The sequence below is a fragment of the Sphingobium sp. LMC3-1-1.1 genome (assembly GCF_040676285.1).
Taxonomy (GTDB): domain Bacteria; phylum Pseudomonadota; class Alphaproteobacteria; order Sphingomonadales; family Sphingomonadaceae; genus Sphingobium.
In genome coordinates, this window is sequence record NZ_JBEGHQ010000012.1 from 334,980 (window position 1) to 353,833 (window position 18,854).

The following is an 18,854-nucleotide window of genomic DNA, read 5'->3' on the forward strand; positions in this document are numbered from 1 at the left end:
TCCTGTCTTCGCGGATGCTATAAATAGCACATACTATTTATCTCCGCGACTCCGTTGCGGCGATTCTGAAAGGAGAGGCATGAGCAGTCAATTCGATGTGGTGATCCGCGGCGGCACAATCGTGGACGGCACCGGAGCCCAGCCTTATGTCGCCGATATCGGCGTGAAGGATGGCATCATCACGCAGATCGGCGCGATCGATGCGTCGGCGCGCGAGGAAATCGATGCGCGCGGCCTGACCGTGACGCCGGGCTTCGTCGATGTTCACACTCATTATGACGGCCAGATCACCTGGGAAAACCGCATGGCCCCTTCATCCAATCACGGCGTCACGACCGTGGTGATGGGCAATTGCGGCGTGGGATTCGCGCCGGTGCGCGATGGCGACCATCAATTGATGATCAAGCTGATGGAGGGCGTCGAGGACATCCCCGAAGTCGTCATGGCCGCAGGCGTGCCGTTCAACTGGAACAGCTTCCCCGAATATCTGGATGCGCTGGAACAGCGCGTGTCCGACGTCGATTTCGCGACGCAGATCCCGCACAGCCCGCTGCGCGTGTTCGTCATGGGCGAGCGGGGCGCCAATCTGGAACCGCCGACGCTGGAGGATCTGGTCGAGATGCGCCGCTGCGTCAGCGAGGCGGTAAAGGCCGGCGCGCTGGGCGTCGCCAGTTCGCGCAACCTTTTCCACCGCTTCCGTTCCGGCGAGCTCGCGCCCTCCGTCACGACCGAACTGGACGAGGTGCTGGCCCTGGCAGAGGGTCTGAAGGATGCGGGCGCGGGCACCTTCCAGTGCAATCCCAATCTGGACAATGATGCCGAGGTAGAGCTGAAGATCTTCCGCACCATCGCGCGGGAGGCGGGCGTCCCCGTGACGTTCAGCCTGATCGCCATGCCGACCCGGCCGGAAAATTGGGACGGCTATGTCGCGGGCGTGCGCCAGGCGGCGGAGGACGGTCTTGCCATACGCTGCCAGTTCATGCCGCGCCCGATGGGGGTGATGTATGGGCTGGACCTCAGCTATCATCCCTTCTCGCTCAATCCCAGCTACCGTCCGCTGGCGAAGCTGCCCCTGGAGGAAAAGGTGGCGCGCATGCGCGATCCCGAACTTCGCGCGCGCCTGATCGCGGAGGAACCGGACGATCCCAACCCCGCTTTCGTCGGGCTGATCAAGTCGATCAGCGCCCTGTTCCGCATCGGCGATCCGGCCGATTATAATTTCGCGGCGGAAGACAGCATCCAGGCGGAGGCGGCGCGGCGCGGCGTCAACCCGCGCGAGATGATCTACGATGCGCTGCTGGAGGATGAAGGACGCGCGATCCTGTGTTCCTATTCGTCGGACGTGCCGGAATATCTGGCCAAGAGTCGCGACCTGATCGGGCAGGACAATATGATCGTCGCCCTGGGCGATGGCGGCGCGCATTACGGCATGATCTGCGACGCGGCCTATACCACCTACCTGCTGACTGGGCGGCTGGGCCGGGATGGGCTGGACCTGCCCACCGCGGTCAAGGCGCTGACTAGCCAGCCGGCAAACTCCGTGGGCCTGCGCGATCGCGGCGTCCTCAGCGTTGGGTACAAGGCGGACATCAATGTCCTGGACCTGCCCAACATGATCCTGCACCGGCCGCAGGTGATCGCGGACCTTCCGGCAGGCGGCAAGCGGCTGTCGCAAAAGTCCAAGGGTTATGTCGCGACCCTCGTCAGCGGAGCCGTGACCTATCGCAACGGCGAGGCGACCGACGCGCTTCCGGGCCGCCTGGTGCGTGGTGTACGCGGCGCTCCGGCGACCGCGCAGGCCAGGCAGCATGAAATCGCCTGAGATGGAGTGTCGGCGCGGATAAGGGGCGCGCAGACATGCCAGAAGACCGGCACGGTTATCCGTGCCGGTCTTTTTCATTGTCGGTCTTTTTCATTGCGGAACAGCGGCGTCAGCAACGCCATCGCCGATGCGATCCGTTCCCCCGACTCCCGTTCGGAACATTGCAGCAGGCCATCATGGCCGCCGGTGACAAGCGCGCCGAATTGCCGCGCGAGCAGGGCCGGGTCGTGACTGGCAAGCCGCCCCTCCCGCGCCAGCTCCTCCAGCCAGAGGACCAGCGGCGCGGCCACGTCGCGGCTTTCCAGCAGGATCTGCCGCGCCAGTTCAGGGAAGCGGCCGGCCTCGAAAATCACGAGGCGGAGGAATCGATCGGCGGCGGGATCGGCAGTCGCTTCGGCAATCGCGACGGCAAAGTCGGCGAGCACGTCGATCGGATCGCGCCCCTCTGTCGCGACCGCAGCGAAGCGGTGCGCCGGGACGCGGCAGGCATAGCTGCAGATCGCGCGAAACAGGGCAGGCTTGTCAGCATAGCGGGCATAGAGCGTCGTCTTGCTGATGCGGGCGCGGCGCGCCACTTCCGCCATGGTCACGCCGGCAAAACCACGCTGCTCGAACAGCGCCCCGGCAGCCTCCATGATGGCCTGCTCCCGCGCTTGCGCCTCGTCGGCCGTGGGTCGACCGCGTCGACGGGAGGCGTGCCGCGCAATCATCATATTCCTGATCCCCTTCCTGCTTGCGCAGGCCCCATTTTAATTGGACAGATTGGTTCAATTAGAACGGAATGAAGGTGCAGGGCAATGGCGGATACACTCAAGGTCGGGATCATCAGCGCCAACTGGAGCCTCAAGGTGCATGGCGCGGCCTGGCGCCGGATCGAGGGCGTGGAAGTCGCCGCCATCTGCACATCCAGGCAGGAAACGGCGGAGCGGGCCGCACGCGAATATGACATCCCCAAGGCCTATTGGAACCATGAGGAAATGTCGGCCGATCCGGACCTGCACATCATCGATGTCGGCACGCGGCCGTCCTTCCGCTTTCCCATGGTCATGGCCGCGCTGAAGAACGGCAAGCATGTCTATGACGCCCTGCCCTTCGCGGTCAGCCTGTCCGACGCCGAAGCGATGCGCGACGCGCAAAAGGCGGCCGGGGTCGTCGGCGTCGTCGACGCGCAGTTCCGATGGTCCCCGCATGCGCAGAAGATGAAGCGCATGATTGATGAAGGTTTCATTGGCCGCCCGCTTGGCTTCAACGTGCAGCTCATGTTGCCGCTGATCGTCGCCAACGACAAACCCTATGCCTATTGCGCCTATTCGGAGCATACCGACCCATATTACTGGCTGGCGGAAAAGAGCAGCGGCGGCAGCGCCTGGCGCAATTTCGCGACTCATTCGCTGCTGTTCCTGACGCATCTGATCGGCCCAGTGGCGGAGGCGACCGGCATGTTGACGACCGGCGTGCCCGAATGGTTCCTGCCCAATGGCGAAGTGTTGCGCCCGGAAACGCACGACCTGGGCAGCGCGGTGCTGCGCATGGAAAATGGCGCGATCGGCAGCCTGCAGGCGGGATGGTGCGTGCCCGACACCGAAGGATGGCGCGTGGAAGTGTGGGGCGACAGGGGCCGGCTGCTGCTGGTCGACGACAGTTTCGGCAATTTTCCGTCGGCCAAGCTCTATGCCGGCGACGCGCGGCTGCTGACCTATGGCCAGCGGACCTGCGAGGAGGTGACGGTGGACGATGCAGTCTACGCCATTCCCGGCGTCGAAGGCGCAACGGCGGAACCGCGCGCCTTCGCTGCCATGGACTGGATGTTCCGGAATATGGTCGATGCCATTCACCACGGAACGGAAGGATCGCCCAGCTTTACCGAGGCCGCAGCCGTGCACCGCGTGGTCGAGGCAGTCGAGCGGGCCAATGCCGAAAGGCGTTGGGTCACGATGCAGGAAATGGGGTGAGCCGCACCGGCGCCACACCATCACGACCATATGAACAACCGATCCTGTGCCGCGGGATAATATCGGGAGAGAATCCATGCTGAGAATAGACAAGCGTATCGATGTCACGGCGGCCGCACCGCATTTGGGGGACAAGGTCGAAATGGCCGTGACGCTGACCCTGCCCGATCCGTCGGCCATGCCGGACCGGCCGGTCGCGATCTTCGCCTGTCCGGGTGGCGGATATTCGCGCCACTATTTCATGATGAATTTCGATCGTCATGAAGGCTATGACGAGGCGGAATGGCAGGCCCGCCACGGCATGATCCACGTCGCGATCGATCATGTGGGCGTTGGCGAAAGCAGCATGCCCGATCTGTCGAAGATCGATTTCCAGACGATGGCCGCGACGCATGATTCCTGCGTGAAGCAGATTGCGGCTTCCCTGATCGAGGGTACGGCGGCGCAGGGCTTTCCCCGCCTGTCGTCGCTTTTCCTGGTGGGGATGGGGCAGTCCATGGGCGGTGGCGTCAGCATATTGACGCAGGGCCGTTTCGCAACGTTCGACGCGATCGCGCCCTTTGGCGTCAGCGCCATTCACACCGTCCTGCCGCAGCGCGACAAGGCCGCTTTCGAACATGGCATACGCCGTTTCGACAAGGTGGCGAGCGGTGAGGTCAAAAGCCATATCGAGCACGACCATGAGGGCGTCGATTATGTCTATCCATTCCACTGGGAAGACGTGCCCGCCGACATCCTGGACGACGACATGAAGGGCGGATATCCGATCCGGCAGACCACGCCGATCTATGGCAGCCTCACCATCCCGCATTGCGCGGTGCAGATGATGCTGCCCGGCGCCTTCGCGGAAGATGCCGCCCGCATCACGGTGCCGGTGCTTGTGGGCGATGGCGAGCGGGATACGTGCCCGGAGCCCTATCGGGAGCCGGCGGCCTATTCCGCTTCCCGCGACGTCTCGCTCTACATCGTGCCGCGCATGGCGCACATGCACAATTTCGCTTCGACGCGCGAGATATTGTGGCGGCGCCTGAACGACTGGTCGCGCATGGTTGCCGCCGCGCAAGACGAACCGCGCTGAACGGTCGCTGCCGACAGCGGAAATATCCGGCATCCCCTGCGGTGGGGATGCCGGATATTTCCTACCAGCGTCTGCGCATCTGCAGGCCCAGATTGCGCTTGCGCAACGTGGCTTCCCGTTCGGCGGGCGTCACGCGGGGGGTGTCGCCGGGCAGGTGACTGGCGAGTTCGGACAGCGGCACCTTCCTGATCGTCGGCATCGGATAGCTGTCCGCCCCGTGCCAGCGGCCCACCAGCATGCCGCGGCCATGGCCACCGCTGTCCAGCCAGTTGGCGACCCCCGGATCCTCCAGTGCGATCACGGCGCGGAACTTGCCGTCGCTGTCGAGCCTGGCCTGCATCGCGTTCAGGCTGCTCTGGCGATAGCCGAATTCTATCTGGTTCCAGAGTTCATCGTTCAACTGCACGTTCCAATATTTGCAGGTCTCAGGCAGTTCGGTTTCGAGGACAAGCGCTTCGCCCGGCTGATAGTCGTATATGCACCGGAAATATTTTTGCGGCCATTCGCCGCTATTGCCCAGATCTTCGAAGCCCGAAAGTTCCATGACGTTCAGACCCAGGTCCTGGATGACCTTGTTCTGATAACCGATGCAGATGCGGGAGAAGCGTTCCACGAATCCGCCCAGGATCGCATCGAGCCGTGCGGCAATTTCCTCCCGCGTCAGCCGGGGTTTGAGCGGCGGCTTGTCCAGTCGTTCTATGGCGAAGCGCGCGTCCACGTCGACGCCCCAGTCATAGGCGAACTGGCGGATCATGATGTCGCCGGCCTGGGGATCGAGATAACGCCAGTCGCCGGTCCAGTCCTTTGGCCTTTCCGTGCTGAATATCACCTCGAAATAGCCGTCCTTGCCCAGGGTCAGGCCGTCGGCATCATAATTGTTGAAGCCCGGACGGGGATCCTGCGTTCCGAACATGCCCCGCCCGACGGCGAAGCCCATGACCTTGTTGGTTCCTCGATAGCCGCTGATCCTGTAGACGCCGTCGCCACTGACCGGAGCGATATGGTAAATAGCGTCAGGATTGGGCTGGAGCAGGAAAATACTGTTTTCGAACGGCATCCAGTCGGGATGTTCGGGCGTGGACTGGAAATACCAGATATAGGATTGCGCGATATTCATCACCAACTGGCGATAGAGTTCGGCGCGGATCTGGTCATCCTGCGGAAAACCCGTGAGATCGTTGAGCCTGCCGGCCGGTTTCAGAAGGTCGACATAGGCGCTCCAGTTTCTGAGCGCGGCTGCGGTCGCGGCGCCGCCGTTCATGGTCGCGCCCCATGCACGGGCCGGCCGGCCGGCGACGGATATGCAGAGCGCGCTGCCCAGCAGGCCCCGTCGCGACAGGTCATGATCGTTGGCTTCGTCATCGGGCACTCTCCTTCTCCATATCGTCGCTTCATGCGGCCCGCACGCGACCGCGTACCGGCCGCGTCCCGGCCGTTGGGCGAGCCGCAGGGCGCAGGCGGGCCCGGCTCAGCTTCCGTGCCTGCGGCCGCCCGACACCTCTATCCCGCGGCCGGTGATCATGCTGGCCTCGTCGCTGGACAGGAACAGCACCGCGTTGGCGATCTCGCGCGGCGCAACGGCGCGGCGGATCACCTGGTTTTCACCGGCGATCTCGGCCTGCTCCTCCGCCGTGAACATGGATGCGATCTGCGGCGTGGCGGTCAATCCCGGCAATACGCTGTTCACCCGGATATTGTCGTCCGCATAGGCGCAGCTCGCATGATGGCTGAGATGGATGACGCCCGCCTTCGCCGCGGCATAGGAACAGGGCGCGGACGGCGTGTAGAGACGCGCGGCCATGGAGGCGGTGTTGACGATCGTGCCCCCGCCATTGGCCCTCATTACCGGGATCTCATATTTCATCGCCAGGAAGGTGCTGGTCAGGGAAATGCTGATCGTCCAGTTCCAGTCCTCCAGGCTCATCTCCTCGATGCTGCCTGGACGCGACATGCCGATATTGTTGAAGGCGTGGACGATGGGACCATGCGCCTCGTTTGCAGCCGCGATCGCGGCCTTGACCGAGGCTTCGTCCGTGGCGTCGGTGGCGACGAAAAGCGCCGTGCCACCCTGGGCCCGAATGGCATCGCGCACCGCCTCACCCTTGGCCGGGTCAAGCTCCGCGATCGTGACCTTCGCGCCTTCCTCTGCAAAGGCATGGGCCGTCGCCTCGCCAATGCCCGATCCGGCGCCGGTGATGAAAACCGATCGCCCCTCGAAACGCCGCCTGTCGCCCATCCTCGCTCTCCTGTTTCTCTTGGCCTGACTATCCTGGCCCATCTATCCTGGCCGGCCTGCTTGACCGCCCGTCAATGCGCCGGCTGGTCGGTCAGGCGGCTGATCTCCTGCCCGTCCATATCCGCCCAGAAGGACGCCCAACTGTCGAAATCCTGCGGAAGATCGGGTGGATTGTCATGGCCGGCCCAACCCGTGAAGGGCGCCGCCGGCCGCTCCTGCCAGTCCGCAGAATACCAGTGCTTTTCCCGGCGGCGGACGAAAAGCCATTCGCCGTCGCGCCGTTCATAGCTGTCGAAATAGGCGATCGCCATGACCACCCATTTGCCCTCATCCTCATGCTCGGCCCGGCAATAGACCACGCCATGCGCATGATCGGCATCGTCGAACTCTATCCGGTGCCCGCAAATCTGGTGAACCGAGCGATAGAATGTCCTGACCGCCGGCGTGATGATCGACTTCAGGACATCGCGTCCATTGCCGCGCCGTCCGCAATGGACGTCGGGAATGAACAGATTGACCCAGCCATCCATGTCGCGGCTGTCCACCGCGATCGCATAGCGTATCGGAAGCTGCTGGATCGCCGCCAGCGATTCCAGCCGGTCGATCCGCGCTTCCAGGTCATTCATGCCAATCGCTCCAGATTGGCGGGGTCGAACGGCAGGAAGGGTTCGTCCCGCTTCGCCTTGCCGAACCAGTCGGGATCGTTGAGGAGCGCCCGGCCGACGCCGACCAGGTCGAACTCGCCCTTTTCGAACCGTTCGATCAGCAGCGGCAGGTTGTTCACCGACTGCTGGCTGGCATCGATATGCTGCGCCTTGCCCCGCGCCTTGTCCAGCGCCACGCCGCCGACGGTCATCGATGCCTTGCCGGTCAGCTTCCTGGCCCAGCCCGCGAGGTTGAGCGGCGATCCTTCGAACGTCGGCGTGTCGAAATAACGCTGGCTGGCATCGAACAGATCGACGCCCGCGTCCGCCAGCGGCCCAAGCAACGCACCAAGGCCGTCAGGCGTGTCCGCAAGCACGGCGCGATAATCCTGCATCTTGAACTGGGAGAAGCGCAGGACGATCGGCATGTCCTCTCCGATCTCCGCGCGGATCGCCTTCACCACCGCCACGCCGAAGGCCGCCCGCTCGCCCCACTGGTCTTCGCGCCGGTTGGTGTAGTCCCACAGGAAACTGTCGATCAGATAGCCGTGCGCGCCATGGATCGCGATGCCGTCGACGCCCAGCGCCACCGCATTGCGCGCGGCCTGGCGGTATGCGGCGATGACGTCGGCAATATCGCTTTCGCTCATCGGCGGGACAGGGGACAGGCTCTCCACCCGTCCTTCCTCGCGGAAGGAGATCACGCCGTCCGGCGGCCCCCACAGTCCCGACGGCCGCATCGGATTGCCGGTTCCGGTGCCGGCATATTCGACATTCCACATCGGCCCCTGATGCCAGAGCTGGGGGATGATGCGCCCGCCCGCATCATGCACGGCCTCCACCACCCTGCGCCAGCCGGCCAGAACCTCGACACCGTCGATGCGCGGTATGTCGGGATGATCGACCGCGGCATAATGGGGCAGCGCCACGCCTTCGGTCAGGATCGCACCCAGTCCCGTCGCGGCGCGGCGGCCATAATAGCTCGCCACCTCCTCCGTCGGCACGCCGAACGGGGAGCGATAACGGGTCATCGGCGCCATCACCACGCGGTTGGGCAGCGTCAGGCCGCGCAGCGTGAGGGGGCGGAGCAGGGGATCGATGAGGCTCATCTCACTGTCCCTTGAACAAGGGCCTGCGCTTTTCGATGAAGGCGGTCCGCTTTTCCGCGGAGTCGGCCGTCGACTGGCTCATGAAGATGGCGCGGTTCTCCATCTCGATGGCGGCTTCCAGCCCAGGCGCATCGACATTGAACTGGAGCGAGCTCTTGGTGAGGGCAATGCCGATCGGGCTGTTGACCATCACCGCCTCGGCCAGCTTGAGCGCCTCCTCCATCAGGGCATCATCGTCGACGCAGCGCAGGATGAGGCCGATGCGCTCGGCCTCATCCGCCATGACGGGACGGCCGGTCAGCATCAGCTCTGCGGCCCGTTGAAGGCCGACGAGGCGCGGAAGCAGGTAGGAAAAGCCCATTTCATGCCCGGTTCCGGCATTGTGGAAGGCATTGACGAACTTGGCGGAGCGCGCCGCGATGGTCATGTCGGCGGCGATCGCGATCGGATAGCCGGCACCGGCCGTGACCCCGTTCACCGCGCAGATCACAGGTTGCGGCAGGGCGCGCATCAGGACCGGGATCTGCCCCAGCTTCGCCATGACGCGTTGCTGGAACTGCGCCTTGCCCAGCCCTTCGGCGACCCATTCGGGCTTGCCCGCCCCCCTGATGTCGTGGCCCGCGCAGAAACCCCGCCCCGCGCCGGTCAGAATGACCACCCGCACATCATGGTCGTAGCGCACGCCCTCCAGATGGTCGATCAGCTCCGCATACATGGTGTAGGTGAGTGAATTGAGGGCATCGGGCCGGTTAAGCGTCAGTCTGCAGACGCCCTCGACCGGCATGTCGCGCAAGATGTCGCCCATCTGACTCCCGTCCTTTTCTTTCATTCCGCCCGGCTGTGGACCATAGTCGACCAAAACACGAGGGCTGCGGAACCCCCGACGGCCTTCTTTGGAAAGCATATCATGGTTGTGAACAGGCATGGTCCGATCTTGTCATCATACCCTCAGGTGGCATGGGAAAATGCTATTTTCAGCAAGGTGATCCATGGCCAGACTGCCCCTTGAAAAGATCCGCGTGCTTGACCTGACCCGCGTTCTGGCGGGGCCGTTCGGGTCGCAGGTCCTGGCCGACATGGGCGCGGATGTGATCAAGATCGAACGCCCGGTCGTGGGCGACGATGCCCGCATTTTCGGCGAACCCTATCTGCGCGATGCGCAGGGGAAGCCGACGCGGGAAAATGCCTTCTACATGTCCGTCAACCGCAACAAGCGATCGGTCGCCCTCAACATCGCCAGCGCGAAGGGGCAGGAACTGATCCGCGAACTCGTCAAGTCCTGCGACGTGGTGATGGAGAATTACAAGGTCGGCGATCTCAAGCGCTATGGCCTCGACTATGAAAGCCTGAAGGCCGTCAATCCCCGCATCATCTACTGCTCCGTCACCGGCTATGGCCAGGACGGGCCGCTGGCGGGAAAGCCAGGCTATGACGCGGTGTTCCAGGGCGAGTGCGGCCTCATGAGCGTCACCGGCGTGCCGGAGGGCAAGCCGGGCGCCGGACCGATGAAGGTCGGCCCCAGCATCATCGACCTGTTCACCGGGCTGAACGTCGCCAATGCCATATTGGCCGCCCTGTATCATCGCGACGCCGCTGGCGGCGAGGGCCAGTATATCGACATCGCCCTGCTGGATTGCGGCGTGTCGGCGCTGTCGCATTATGCGCAGATCTACCTGACTTCGGGCGAGGTGCCGGTGCGCCGGGGCACCCAGGGCAATGGCGGCATGCCGACCAGCATGTTCCCGTGCAGCGACGGCGCCATCATGATCACGTCGGGCAACGACAAGCAGTATCTCGCGCTGTGCGACGCGGTCGGTCATCCCGAACTGAAGGACGATCCCCGTTTCTACACCAATGTCGAACGGGTGAAGAACCGGGACGAAATCACCGAGGTGTTCAACGCGATCTTCCAGACGAACAGCGTCGATTACTGGCTGGAGAAGCTGGGCGCGGCCGGCATTCCCAGCGGGCCGATCAATGATCTGGAGCAGGTGTTCGATTATCCGCAGGCCGTGCATCGGGGATTGCGCGTGCGCGCGCCGCATCCGCTGAAGTCCGATCTCGACGTGATCCGCAGTCCGCTCAATTTTTCCGAAACGCCGATCACCGACTATCGCGCCCCGCCGATGCTTGGGGAACATACGCGGGAGGTGCTGGCACAGGAACTGGGGCTGGACGCGGCCGCGATCGACGGGCTGGCCGAAGACGGGATCATCTGAAAACCTGCCGGAACGACGGCGCAGCGACCGGCCCATCAAGCGGTCGCTGCGCGCGCCCTTCAGATATAGCCGCGCCGCGATCGATAGGCGGCGAACCGTTCCTCCAGCCCCGCGCGGGTCAGGCCGAAATCCTCCGGGCTGTGCTTGGGCCCGGTGCCGGGCCTGTGGGGATGCGCATCGAGCCAGGCCTGCATCGCGCCTTCGGTTTCGGCCGTCAGCGTCAGGCCGAGGCGATCATAGATGGAGCGGATCGTGCTCATCTGGTCACGCGTGAAGTCGCGAAACTCGACATCGATGAAAGTGGCGTCGCTTTTCGCCCGCACCGCTTCGGCACGTTCCAGCGCCTGCGCCCACATCTCCGCTTCCCGCCGTCCGACATCGGCGCGGTTCGCCTTGTCGCCGCAAAAGGCCCTGCGCGCCGAGAAGATAAGGTTGCTGACGGAGGGCGTCGAATCCACCGGGTCACGGTGGGTCTGGATGATCTTCGCGTCCGGAAAGACGTTCAGCACCTCCTGCAGGGAAAAGAGATCCGTGGGATTCTTGAGCAGCCACCGGCGATCGTCCCCTGCGCCGATCAGGCGCAGCACGTCGGCAAGCCAGCGATAGCTGTCGGTGTCGTCCCGGCCCCGGTACCAGCGGTCGTAATTCGGCACGTCCCACATGGACGGCCACATGTTGCTGGCGAAGCTGGAGCCCAGGATGAACAGGGATTCCTCGATCCCTTCCGCCGTCATCATATGGTCGTCGGCCGATTCCGGCGACGCCTCCAGATAGGCGTCGAGCGACGCCTTTTCGGTCCGGTATTCGGCAATGGCGTCCCAGCTGTCCCGCGGCGGGCGGGGCATGGGGTAGACGGTCAGCCAATGTTCCGGTCCCTGGAATTGCGGATCGAGCGACATCAGCAGGTGCAGCGCGGTCGTACCCGAACGGACCAGGCCGGCGATGATGATCGGTTCCCTGATCGGCGTCTCCAGCACCTCCGGCCGCGCCTTCAGCCCCTTGACGGCCAAGGCGCGGGTATCGAGCGACTGACCGATGCGCCATGCGGTCGCCTGCACGCAGGCAGGTTCCAGGTCCAGCGCGCGGATGTCGGACAGCAGCAGGTCCAGCCCTTCCCGGAAAGCAGGGTCGCCAAAGTCGCTGAGGCCGGTGCGGGCCGTCGAGCCAGCCAGCAGGACATCGAGGGTCAGTTGCGGCTGGTCCTGCAAAACGGCTTCGCTGCTCATCAGGCGACGCTCCACGGATCGACGTGAATCTTGGTCTCGTTGGCGCCCGCCCGCAATTGTTCGAACAGGTCGGGAAAGGCGTCCAGGCCCACCGTCCTCGACACCATCAGGCGCGGCTCGACATGCCCGGCGTCCAGTGCATTGGCGCTATGTTCGAATTCGCGCAGGTCATAGGCGAAGGAGAATTTGATCGTGACCTGCTTCCATGTGGCGAGCGAAGGCAGGATCGGATCGGGCGAGGAGCAGAAGCCCAGCGACACGACTGTCCCGCCGGGGGCGACCAGCTCTACCGCCTTCTGCGTCATGCCGACCGCGCCGACGCATTCCAGCACGATGTCAGGCATACCTCCCAGGGCAGCGGAGACGCGTTCCATTTCGCCCTCGCCCAGTGCCTCGAAACTGTTGGCGCCCATCTGGATCGCCAGATCGGCGCGTCGCGCGGAGCGGGAAATGGCCACGATCTTCCCAGCGCCCAGCAGGCGCGCCCAGTAGATGACGGCAAGGCCGATCGATCCGGCACCCAGCACCGCGACCTTCGCCCCCGGCTGCATCTGCGCCAGCCGCACGCCGCGCAGGCCGACGGCCAGAGGCTCGATCAGCGCGCCATCGGCAGGCGTCAGGGTTTCGGGCAACAGCACCGAACTTGCGGCGGCGATCCGCATATATTCGCCGAAACCGCCGACAAGTCCCTGCATCTGCGCGCAGGCCATCGGATAGCCGGCAAGGCAGGGCGGACAACGGCCGCAGCCGGCGACCGGCATCGCGGTGACGAACTGGCCGACCTTCAGCCTTTCGACGCCCTTGCCCAGGGCGACGACCTCGCCGCAATATTCATGGCCGATGACGCTGTTGACGGGGAAATCATTGCCCTTGCCGGATGTCATGCTCAGATCCGTGCCGCAGACGCCGCAACGCGTCACCTTGATCACCGCCTCGCCCTCGCCGGGTTCGGGATCCGCCACGTTTTCGACGACTAACGGCGTACCAGCGCCCTTGAATATCGCTGCCCGCATCGCTCTCTCCCAAAATCTTGTGCCACGTTATATAGATACTAACGGGTATCTAAATTAACAAGCTATCGGCTTTGAAAATGTCGGCCTCCGGCCGAACCTGCCCGCAGCGGCAAGGCTGGCGCAAGAGCGCGCCGGAGGGATCGCAGACATGATGCCGGACGCCGATTCTTTCCGATGGCGCCAGCCTGGCTTAACGCCCTAAGACAAGGGGACCGCGCGTTTCACCACGCCGGTCATGTGTCCAAGGCCGGGGAAATCATCATGGTCCATGTCACCTTCATCACCCCCTCCGGCGTCGTCACCACGCTGGACGGCGATGTCGGCCAGTCGGTCATGGACATCGGCAAGCGCGCGGGCGTCGAGAATATCATCGGCGAATGCGGCGGCAGCGCGGCCTGCGCGACATGCCATGTCCATGTCGATCCGGCATGGATCGACATGGTGGGGCCGCCGTCCCAGGATGAATGGGACATGCTGGATTTCGCGCATGGAAAGCGCGAGGATTCGCGGCTTTCCTGCCAGATCCGTCTGCGCCCGGCGCTGGATGGCCTGATCGTGCATACGCCCGAACGACAGGGTTGAAGTCAGCCGATCGCTTTCAATGCGGCGATGGCGGCGGCTTCTCCCTCGACGCCCTTCACCTTTGGCATAAATTCCGCCTCGACCAGGCCGGTCCAGCCAATCCGGCGCAGCGCCGCCATGATCGGCGCAAATTCGATGACGCCCGCGCCGGGCTGAACGCGGCCGGGCATGTCGGCGATCTGTACCGCGGCAAGGATGTCCGCATGCGCCAGGATCATCGCCGCCATGTCCTCCCCGCTACAATGGCAATGGCAACTGTCGAGGATCAGCCCCACGCCTGCCGATCGGGCCATGGCGGCCACCGCGTCCACATGCTCCACCAGCACCTGCGGCACGCGTGCCCGGCTCGCCACCTCGACCGCCAGCGCGACGCCGCGTTCCCGTGCCAGCGTCACGGCGCTCGCGAAATTCTCGGTCGCTCGCGCCAATTGTTCCGCCTGGGGTGCACCGCAATCCAGCAGGATCATGTTGATGCAGCCGCCGCCAATGCGCTCCGCTGCGGCCAGGCCGGGAGCCATTGCCGCTTCCATGTCCGCAATGGTCGCCCCCCAGAAAAAGGGCGGCTCCAGCCCTAGCGGATTATGGGTGAAACTGCCCATCGCCATTCCATGATCGCGCAGCGCCATACCCATGGCCTGCTGCACCATCGGCGGGCGTAGCTTCAGTCCATTGTCGGTGATGCCGGCAAAGCCCAGTCGCGCGGCGCATTCGATCTGCGCAACCGGATCGATCGACCCGGCCGTCGCCGCAAGCAAGGGCGCCGCGGGATCGACTATGCCCAGATGCGCCGCCAGCCGGATCAACGCGCCCTCACCTTTCGGCCCAGCGCTTCAGCACCGGCTCGACATCGGTGTGCAGCGGCGGGTTCACCTCCCCGATCCGCCCCGGCGTTTCCGACAGGCGCGGCGCAGGCGCGGCGAGCGCCAGATCGCCCAAGGCATCGTCCGAAACATGAACCAGGCTGGCGCGGGCGCGCACATGGGGGTCAGCCAGCATATCATCCAGGCTGTTGACGGGCGTCACGGGGATGCGCCGGGCGACAAGTTGCTCGACCAGCGCGGACTGCGGCACGGTGGCGATCCAGGCCGCCACCTGCGCGTCGGGGTCGGCGTCGTCTCCCGCTCCACCCGCCCCCTCGCCCGCCGCCAGCGCCACCAGGTCCGCGGCATGGCGTGCGGTGCTGGCGGAGATCGCGACATATCGCCGATCGGCCGTCCGATAGACGTTGCGCAGCACGCCCGGCAGGCGCGACCCCGTCCGTTCGGGCGACCGGCCCGGCTCCCATCTTTGCGCCGCATGGGCGACGATCTGGAGGATCGGTTCATAGAGGCTGGCGTCCACCTGCTGCCCCTGTCCGTTGCGGTCGCGCCAGTACAATGCGGACAGGGTTCCGATCACGGCGCTCATCGCGCCCACGGCATCGCCCAGCGCCACCGACGGCAGCATCGGCGCGCCGTCGGCTGCCCCCATCAGTTCCGTCAGGCCGCCAAAGCCTTCGCCGATCGTGCCCGAACCGGGACGGCCCGCATAGGGGCCGGTTCCCCCGAAGCAGGACAGGGAAAGCATGACGAGGCGGGGGTTGATGGCCGAGAGGACATTCCAGCCGATGCCGCGTCTGGCCAGCACGTCGGCGGGGTAATTTTCAACCACCACATCGGCATGTTCGACCAGCGATTTGAGCCGCGCAATTCCTTCGGCCGAACGCAGGTCCATCGCAACACAGCGCTTCCCGCGCGCGACGAGCGGCCACATCTTGCTGTTGCGGAACAGATCGCCTTCCGGCGGCTCGATCTTCAGGACGTCGGCACCGAAATCCGCCATGATCGTCGCCGCCAGCGGCGCGGCATAGAGCGACGCCATGTCGATGACCTTCAATCCCGCCAGCGCGCCGGGCGGGATGGCGCTGCTCCCCTGTCCGCTCATCCCTTGATGCTCTCCCCTGATGCGTCGGCGAGGAAATTGTCCCGCAGCCGCCGTTTCATGATCTTGCCCGTCTCTTCCCGGGGCAGGACATCGCTTATGACGACATGCCGTGGAACCTTGTATCCCGCGATCCGCGCACGCAGAAACGCCTTCAGCTCGTCGGGCTTCACCCCGTCTTCAGCCTCGACATACGCCACCAGCGCCTCGCCAAATTCGGGATCGGGAATCCCGAACACGGCACAGTCGGCCACGCCGGGATGTTCCAGCAGGGCGGCCTCGACTTCCGCCGGGTAGATGTTGACGCCGCCGGAAATCACCATGTCGACGCGGCGGTCGCAGAGGAAGAGATAGCCCTCTTCATCCAGCCATCCCATGTCGCCGCATGTGATGAGCCCGTCATATTCCACGGCGGCGCGCTTTTCGGGATCGCCGTGAAAGGTGAAGTCAGGCGTGCCGTGGATACGCAGATAGATGTCGCCCGTCTGCCCCGGTCCTGCCCACTGGCCGTCTCCGCCGCGAATACGAACCTCCCCGGTCAGCACGGGTCGTCCGACACTGCCGGGCTTTGCCAACCACTCCTCCGGGCTGATCTTCGTAACGACGCCGGTCTCCGTCGATCCATAGGTCTCGTAGAGCACAGGACCCCACCATTTCAGCATCGCGCGCTTCACCTCCGGCGCGCAGGGGGCACCGGAATGGACGACATGTCGAAGGGTGGAAAGATCATATCGTGTCCGCGCCTCCGGGGGCAGGCGCAGCAGCCTTACGAACAGGGTCGGCACCAGCGCGCTATGGGTGACGCGATGCTTCTCGATGAGGCGCAGGCACTCCTCCGGATCAAACCGCTCCATCACGACCACCGTGCCACCCGCGCCGAAGGTCGCCATCAGGATCGCCTGACTGAAGAGATGATAAAGCGGCCCGGTGACCAGCGCGACATTTCCCGGGGCCGTATCATGGATGATCGAGAGAACCCGCGCGCGCTGCGCCGATTCCTCGCCCGTCGCGGGCAGGCGCCGGACCGCCTTGGGTTTGCCGGTGGTGCCCGAGGTGTAGACCATCGAGGAGCCGAGACCATTGCCATTGCCGGCATGGGGTTCGTGCGCGCCGATCCAGTCGTCATAATCCGGCCAATTGCCCTTCCCGCCCACGGCGATGACGGGCAGGTGGTCCGGAATCTCGTTCCTTATCCCTTCCAGCAGATCGGCATGTCCGATCAGCAGCCGGGGCGTGGCGTCACGCAGCACGTAGCCGATCTCCGCCCCGTGCCAGTGCCAGTTGATCGGCACGCCATAGGCATCCAGCCGGCGAACGGCGAGATTGGCCTCCAGCACGGCAAAATCATTGCGCAGCAGCAGCGCGACCGCGTCGCCGGCGACCACCCCTGCCGCCGCCATGGCGCTTGCCAGCCGCGCTGCCCTGTCAAGCAATTCGGCCCGCCCGCGAACGCGATCGCCGATGATGACGTCACCGTTCATGCAGACGCGACCGGACGCGTAACCGTAAGGCAGGTGCCCCAACTGTGCAGCATCGCCGCGTGCAGGCCGCCCTCTCCTCCCGCAACCATCACCAGAACATCATCGGGACTGGGCACCAGATGAACGCGCCCGTCGGGCTTGATCCGGCCGAGATTGCCGATGGGGTCGCGATATTCGGGCCGAAACCAGTCGATGGGCAATGCGCATTTGTCCCAGATATAGGCCTGCACATCCTCCATCCGGGGATAGGCCCGCGCGATCACCTCTGCCCAGATCGGGTTGATCACGCACAGCGTTTCGGCAAAGGCGGAGGAAGGCAGGAAGCCGTTGGCGCCGGGATAGGCCATGGACTTGGCGATCATGTCCAGGAAGCCGTCGGCGCTGTTCGCCACGACATCGCAGATATTGGCCGTGCCCATCGCGCCATAGGCGGTGACGGCATCCCCCTGAACCCCGCGCCGTTCCGCCAGCGGCGCCCAGGGGGACCGTTCCTCCCATTCGCCGAAGAGGATGCCGGCAACCCGCCCCGGCGTGCCGTAGACGCTTTGCGACGTGGCGCCGATCAACTGGCCCGCCACATTGCGCATGATCAGACGAATGGCTCGGCCGATGGCCACTGCGGGTCCGGCGACTCCACCCAGGCAGCCGGCCTGGCAGGGAATGTCCAGCCGGTTGCGGATCTGGCCGTTGACGATCAGCGCCGGCACCACCGACCCGGTGGTGGCGTTGAGGCCCGCAAGATCGAATTTCGGGTCCGCCATGGCTTCGATCGCGGCGCACAAGAGCGGCATGGACTCGCCCGTACAGCCCGCCATGACGGCGTTGATCGCGATCTTTTCCACCGTGCATTCGGCGCGCAGCGGCGGCAGCACGGCAATCAGCTCGTCTGGAAATCGCCCGCCTGCGATCAGGAAATCCTGCACCCGCGCCTGCGTCGGCGGGATCAGCGGCAGCCCGTCCCCCCACCCCTGCGCCATGGCGAAATTGTTGAAGGCGACAATATCGTCGTCGACCTCATGCCGCCGACTGCTCAGCCAGTCCGCTTCGCACCCCGAAATCCCGCAGGAACGATCGATAGTGGTTTCTTGCAATGTCATGGACCTGCTCTTTCGGAAGGATATCGAGAGGATAGGGAAGGATGTGAAGGCGCAGACCCGATCGTCCGCCGCGCTTCGCCAGATTCCTGGCCAGACCTTCGAAATGGGCGGTGGCCACCGCGATGGTCGGCATTCCGGTGGCGGCCGCCGTCAGCGCGTCAGCGATGGTCCAGCTTGTGCAGGACCCGCAATTGCCCAGGCCGACAATGGCCATGTCGCTCTGCGCCAGCAACGCCTGATATTCACGGTCGGCCTGTTCGCCTTCCTCGCCGGTGCGGCCGCAGCTTCGCCAGAAGGTCACCTCCGCGCCTTCGGCGCGCAGCCTTTCGGCCCATATTTCACTGACCCAGTCCCAACTGCGCCACAGCATGTCGATGCGGATCGCGATCTTCCTGCCTTGAAGATCGCCCGCAGGGGGACCGGGATCGGCAATATCGTGGACCAGCGATGCGGTAGGATCGAGAATAATCGTCAT

General features: G+C 64.7%; 18 protein-coding genes. 5 read left to right on the forward strand and 13 right to left on the reverse strand.

What is annotated here, in order from left to right; all coding sequences use genetic code 11:
• The first annotated feature begins 79 nt into the window (after positions 1–79).
• Positions 80–1,822: an N-acyl-D-amino-acid deacylase family protein gene (locus tag MRBLMC3_RS11795; RefSeq protein WP_363828954.1), complete on the forward strand. Its 1,743-nt coding sequence runs from the start codon at positions 80–82 to the stop codon at positions 1,820–1,822.
• 74 nt (positions 1,823–1,896) lie between these two features.
• Here the strand turns inward: MRBLMC3_RS11795 and MRBLMC3_RS11800 are convergent, their stop codons facing one another.
• Positions 1,897–2,535 (reverse strand): TetR/AcrR family transcriptional regulator, encoded by a 639-nt coding sequence (locus MRBLMC3_RS11800; protein ID WP_363828956.1) that lies wholly within the window; start codon positions 2,533–2,535, stop codon positions 1,897–1,899.
• A gap of 84 nt (positions 2,536–2,619) precedes the next feature.
• Between MRBLMC3_RS11800 and MRBLMC3_RS11805 the strand changes: the two genes are divergently transcribed.
• Together MRBLMC3_RS11805 and MRBLMC3_RS11810 are read left to right on the forward strand one after the other, a co-directional pair.
• A complete protein-coding gene (locus MRBLMC3_RS11805) occupies positions 2,620–3,774 on the forward strand; it encodes a Gfo/Idh/MocA family protein (protein WP_363828959.1) in 1,155 nt (384 codons plus the stop codon).
• Positions 3,775–3,850: 76 nt separating this feature from the next.
• Positions 3,851–4,852 (forward strand): hypothetical protein, encoded by a 1,002-nt coding sequence (locus tag MRBLMC3_RS11810; protein WP_363828961.1) that lies wholly within the window; start codon positions 3,851–3,853, stop codon positions 4,850–4,852.
• 61 nt (positions 4,853–4,913) lie between these two features.
• Here the strand turns inward: MRBLMC3_RS11810 and MRBLMC3_RS11815 are convergent, their stop codons facing one another.
• The 5 genes from MRBLMC3_RS11815 to MRBLMC3_RS11835 all read right to left on the reverse strand — a co-directional run bounded on the left by MRBLMC3_RS11815 (position 4,914) and on the right by MRBLMC3_RS11835 (position 9,646).
• Positions 4,914–6,221 carry a DUF1214 domain-containing protein gene (locus tag MRBLMC3_RS11815; RefSeq protein WP_363828963.1) on the reverse strand — a complete coding sequence of 436 codons (1,308 nt, stop codon included), beginning with the start codon at positions 6,219–6,221 and terminating at the stop codon, positions 4,914–4,916.
• Between the two features lie 99 nt (positions 6,222–6,320).
• A complete protein-coding gene (locus tag MRBLMC3_RS11820) occupies positions 6,321–7,088 on the reverse strand; it encodes an SDR family NAD(P)-dependent oxidoreductase (RefSeq protein WP_363828966.1) in 768 nt (255 codons plus the stop codon).
• A 71-nt stretch (positions 7,089–7,159) separates the two neighbouring features.
• Entirely contained in the window at positions 7,160–7,714 is a 555-nt protein-coding gene (locus tag MRBLMC3_RS11825) for a nuclear transport factor 2 family protein (RefSeq protein WP_363828968.1), read from the reverse strand.
• Positions 7,711–8,841, reverse strand: a complete 1,131-nt coding sequence (locus MRBLMC3_RS11830) for an NADH:flavin oxidoreductase (RefSeq protein WP_363828970.1) — start codon at positions 8,839–8,841, stop codon at positions 7,711–7,713. The genes MRBLMC3_RS11825 and MRBLMC3_RS11830 overlap by 4 nt, the downstream gene beginning before the upstream one ends.
• A 1-nt stretch (position 8,842) precedes the next feature.
• Entirely contained in the window at positions 8,843–9,646 is an 804-nt protein-coding gene (locus MRBLMC3_RS11835) for an enoyl-CoA hydratase/isomerase family protein (protein WP_363828972.1), read from the reverse strand.
• A 184-nt stretch (positions 9,647–9,830) separates the two neighbouring features.
• On the opposite strand from MRBLMC3_RS11835, the gene MRBLMC3_RS11840 reads away from it, so the two are divergent.
• Positions 9,831–11,060 carry a CaiB/BaiF CoA transferase family protein gene (locus MRBLMC3_RS11840; protein WP_363828975.1) on the forward strand — a complete coding sequence of 410 codons (1,230 nt, stop codon included), beginning with the start codon at positions 9,831–9,833 and terminating at the stop codon, positions 11,058–11,060.
• 59 nt (positions 11,061–11,119) lie between these two features.
• Here the strand turns inward: MRBLMC3_RS11840 and MRBLMC3_RS11845 are convergent, their stop codons facing one another.
• Positions 11,120–12,286: a sulfotransferase family protein gene (locus MRBLMC3_RS11845; protein ID WP_363828977.1), complete on the reverse strand. Its 1,167-nt coding sequence runs from the start codon at positions 12,284–12,286 to the stop codon at positions 11,120–11,122.
• A complete protein-coding gene (locus MRBLMC3_RS11850) occupies positions 12,286–13,299 on the reverse strand; it encodes an alcohol dehydrogenase catalytic domain-containing protein (RefSeq protein ID WP_363828978.1) in 1,014 nt (337 codons plus the stop codon). Before MRBLMC3_RS11850 ends, MRBLMC3_RS11845 begins: the two co-directional genes overlap by 1 nt.
• A 261-nt stretch (positions 13,300–13,560) precedes the next feature.
• On the opposite strand from MRBLMC3_RS11850, the gene MRBLMC3_RS11855 reads away from it, so the two are divergent.
• The gene (locus MRBLMC3_RS11855; RefSeq protein ID WP_133651347.1) at positions 13,561–13,881 is read left to right on the forward strand and encodes a 2Fe-2S iron-sulfur cluster-binding protein; all 321 of its coding nucleotides are present in this window, start codon (positions 13,561–13,563) and stop codon (positions 13,879–13,881) included.
• Positions 13,882–13,883: 2 nt separating this feature from the next.
• Here MRBLMC3_RS11855 and MRBLMC3_RS11860 read toward each other — a convergent pair whose 3' ends face one another.
• From MRBLMC3_RS11860 to MRBLMC3_RS11880, 5 genes are read right to left on the reverse strand one after another with little or no spacing between them, the layout of a single operon-like run.
• A complete protein-coding gene (locus tag MRBLMC3_RS11860; protein ID WP_363736307.1) occupies positions 13,884–14,684 on the reverse strand; it encodes a TIM barrel protein in 801 nt (266 codons plus the stop codon).
• Between the two features lie 7 nt (positions 14,685–14,691).
• Positions 14,692–15,804, reverse strand: coding sequence for a CaiB/BaiF CoA transferase family protein (locus tag MRBLMC3_RS11865; RefSeq protein WP_363828980.1), 1,113 nt, complete (start codon positions 15,802–15,804; stop codon positions 14,692–14,694).
• Entirely contained in the window at positions 15,801–17,282 is a 1,482-nt protein-coding gene (locus MRBLMC3_RS11870) for an AMP-binding protein (RefSeq protein ID WP_363828983.1), read from the reverse strand. The genes MRBLMC3_RS11865 and MRBLMC3_RS11870 overlap by 4 nt, the downstream gene beginning before the upstream one ends.
• On the reverse strand, positions 17,279–18,379 hold the full coding sequence (locus MRBLMC3_RS11875; RefSeq protein WP_363828985.1) for a hypothetical protein: 1,101 nt from the start codon (positions 18,377–18,379) through the stop codon (positions 17,279–17,281). The genes MRBLMC3_RS11870 and MRBLMC3_RS11875 overlap by 4 nt, the downstream gene beginning before the upstream one ends.
• Positions 18,297–18,854: a UGSC family (seleno)protein gene (locus MRBLMC3_RS11880; protein WP_133651350.1), complete on the reverse strand. Its 558-nt coding sequence runs from the start codon at positions 18,852–18,854 to the stop codon at positions 18,297–18,299. The genes MRBLMC3_RS11875 and MRBLMC3_RS11880 overlap by 83 nt, the downstream gene beginning before the upstream one ends.

Excerpts from the sequence above, each read along its gene's own strand:
- MRBLMC3_RS11835 (WP_363828972.1), bottom strand. The coding sequence starts at position 9,646 with ATGGGCGACATCTTGCGCGACATGCCGGTCGAGGGCGTCTGCAGACTG.
- MRBLMC3_RS11795 (WP_363828954.1), top strand. The coding sequence starts at position 80 with ATGAGCAGTCAATTCGATGTGGTGATCCGCGGCGGCACAATCGTGGAC.
- MRBLMC3_RS11870 (WP_363828983.1), bottom strand. The coding sequence starts at position 17,282 with ATGAACGGTGACGTCATCATCGGCGATCGCGTTCGCGGGCGGGCCGAA.
- MRBLMC3_RS11875 (WP_363828985.1), bottom strand. The coding sequence starts at position 18,379 with ATGACATTGCAAGAAACCACTATCGATCGTTCCTGCGGGATTTCGGGG.
- MRBLMC3_RS11850 (WP_363828978.1), bottom strand. The coding sequence starts at position 13,299 with ATGCGGGCAGCGATATTCAAGGGCGCTGGTACGCCGTTAGTCGTCGAA.
- MRBLMC3_RS11825 (WP_363828968.1), bottom strand. The coding sequence starts at position 7,714 with ATGAATGACCTGGAAGCGCGGATCGACCGGCTGGAATCGCTGGCGGCG.
- MRBLMC3_RS11840 (WP_363828975.1), top strand. The coding sequence starts at position 9,831 with ATGGCCAGACTGCCCCTTGAAAAGATCCGCGTGCTTGACCTGACCCGC.
- MRBLMC3_RS11880 (WP_133651350.1), bottom strand. The coding sequence starts at position 18,854 with ATGACGATTATTCTCGATCCTACCGCATCGCTGGTCCACGATATTGCC.
- MRBLMC3_RS11800 (WP_363828956.1), bottom strand. The coding sequence starts at position 2,535 with ATGATGATTGCGCGGCACGCCTCCCGTCGACGCGGTCGACCCACGGCC.
- MRBLMC3_RS11830 (WP_363828970.1), bottom strand. The coding sequence starts at position 8,841 with ATGAGCCTCATCGATCCCCTGCTCCGCCCCCTCACGCTGCGCGGCCTG.
- MRBLMC3_RS11845 (WP_363828977.1), bottom strand. The coding sequence starts at position 12,286 with ATGAGCAGCGAAGCCGTTTTGCAGGACCAGCCGCAACTGACCCTCGAT.
- MRBLMC3_RS11805 (WP_363828959.1), top strand. The coding sequence starts at position 2,620 with ATGGCGGATACACTCAAGGTCGGGATCATCAGCGCCAACTGGAGCCTC.
- MRBLMC3_RS11810 (WP_363828961.1), top strand. The coding sequence starts at position 3,851 with ATGCTGAGAATAGACAAGCGTATCGATGTCACGGCGGCCGCACCGCAT.
- MRBLMC3_RS11855 (WP_133651347.1), top strand. The coding sequence starts at position 13,561 with ATGGTCCATGTCACCTTCATCACCCCCTCCGGCGTCGTCACCACGCTG.
- MRBLMC3_RS11820 (WP_363828966.1), bottom strand. The coding sequence starts at position 7,088 with ATGGGCGACAGGCGGCGTTTCGAGGGGCGATCGGTTTTCATCACCGGC.
- MRBLMC3_RS11865 (WP_363828980.1), bottom strand. The coding sequence starts at position 15,804 with ATGAGCGGACAGGGGAGCAGCGCCATCCCGCCCGGCGCGCTGGCGGGA.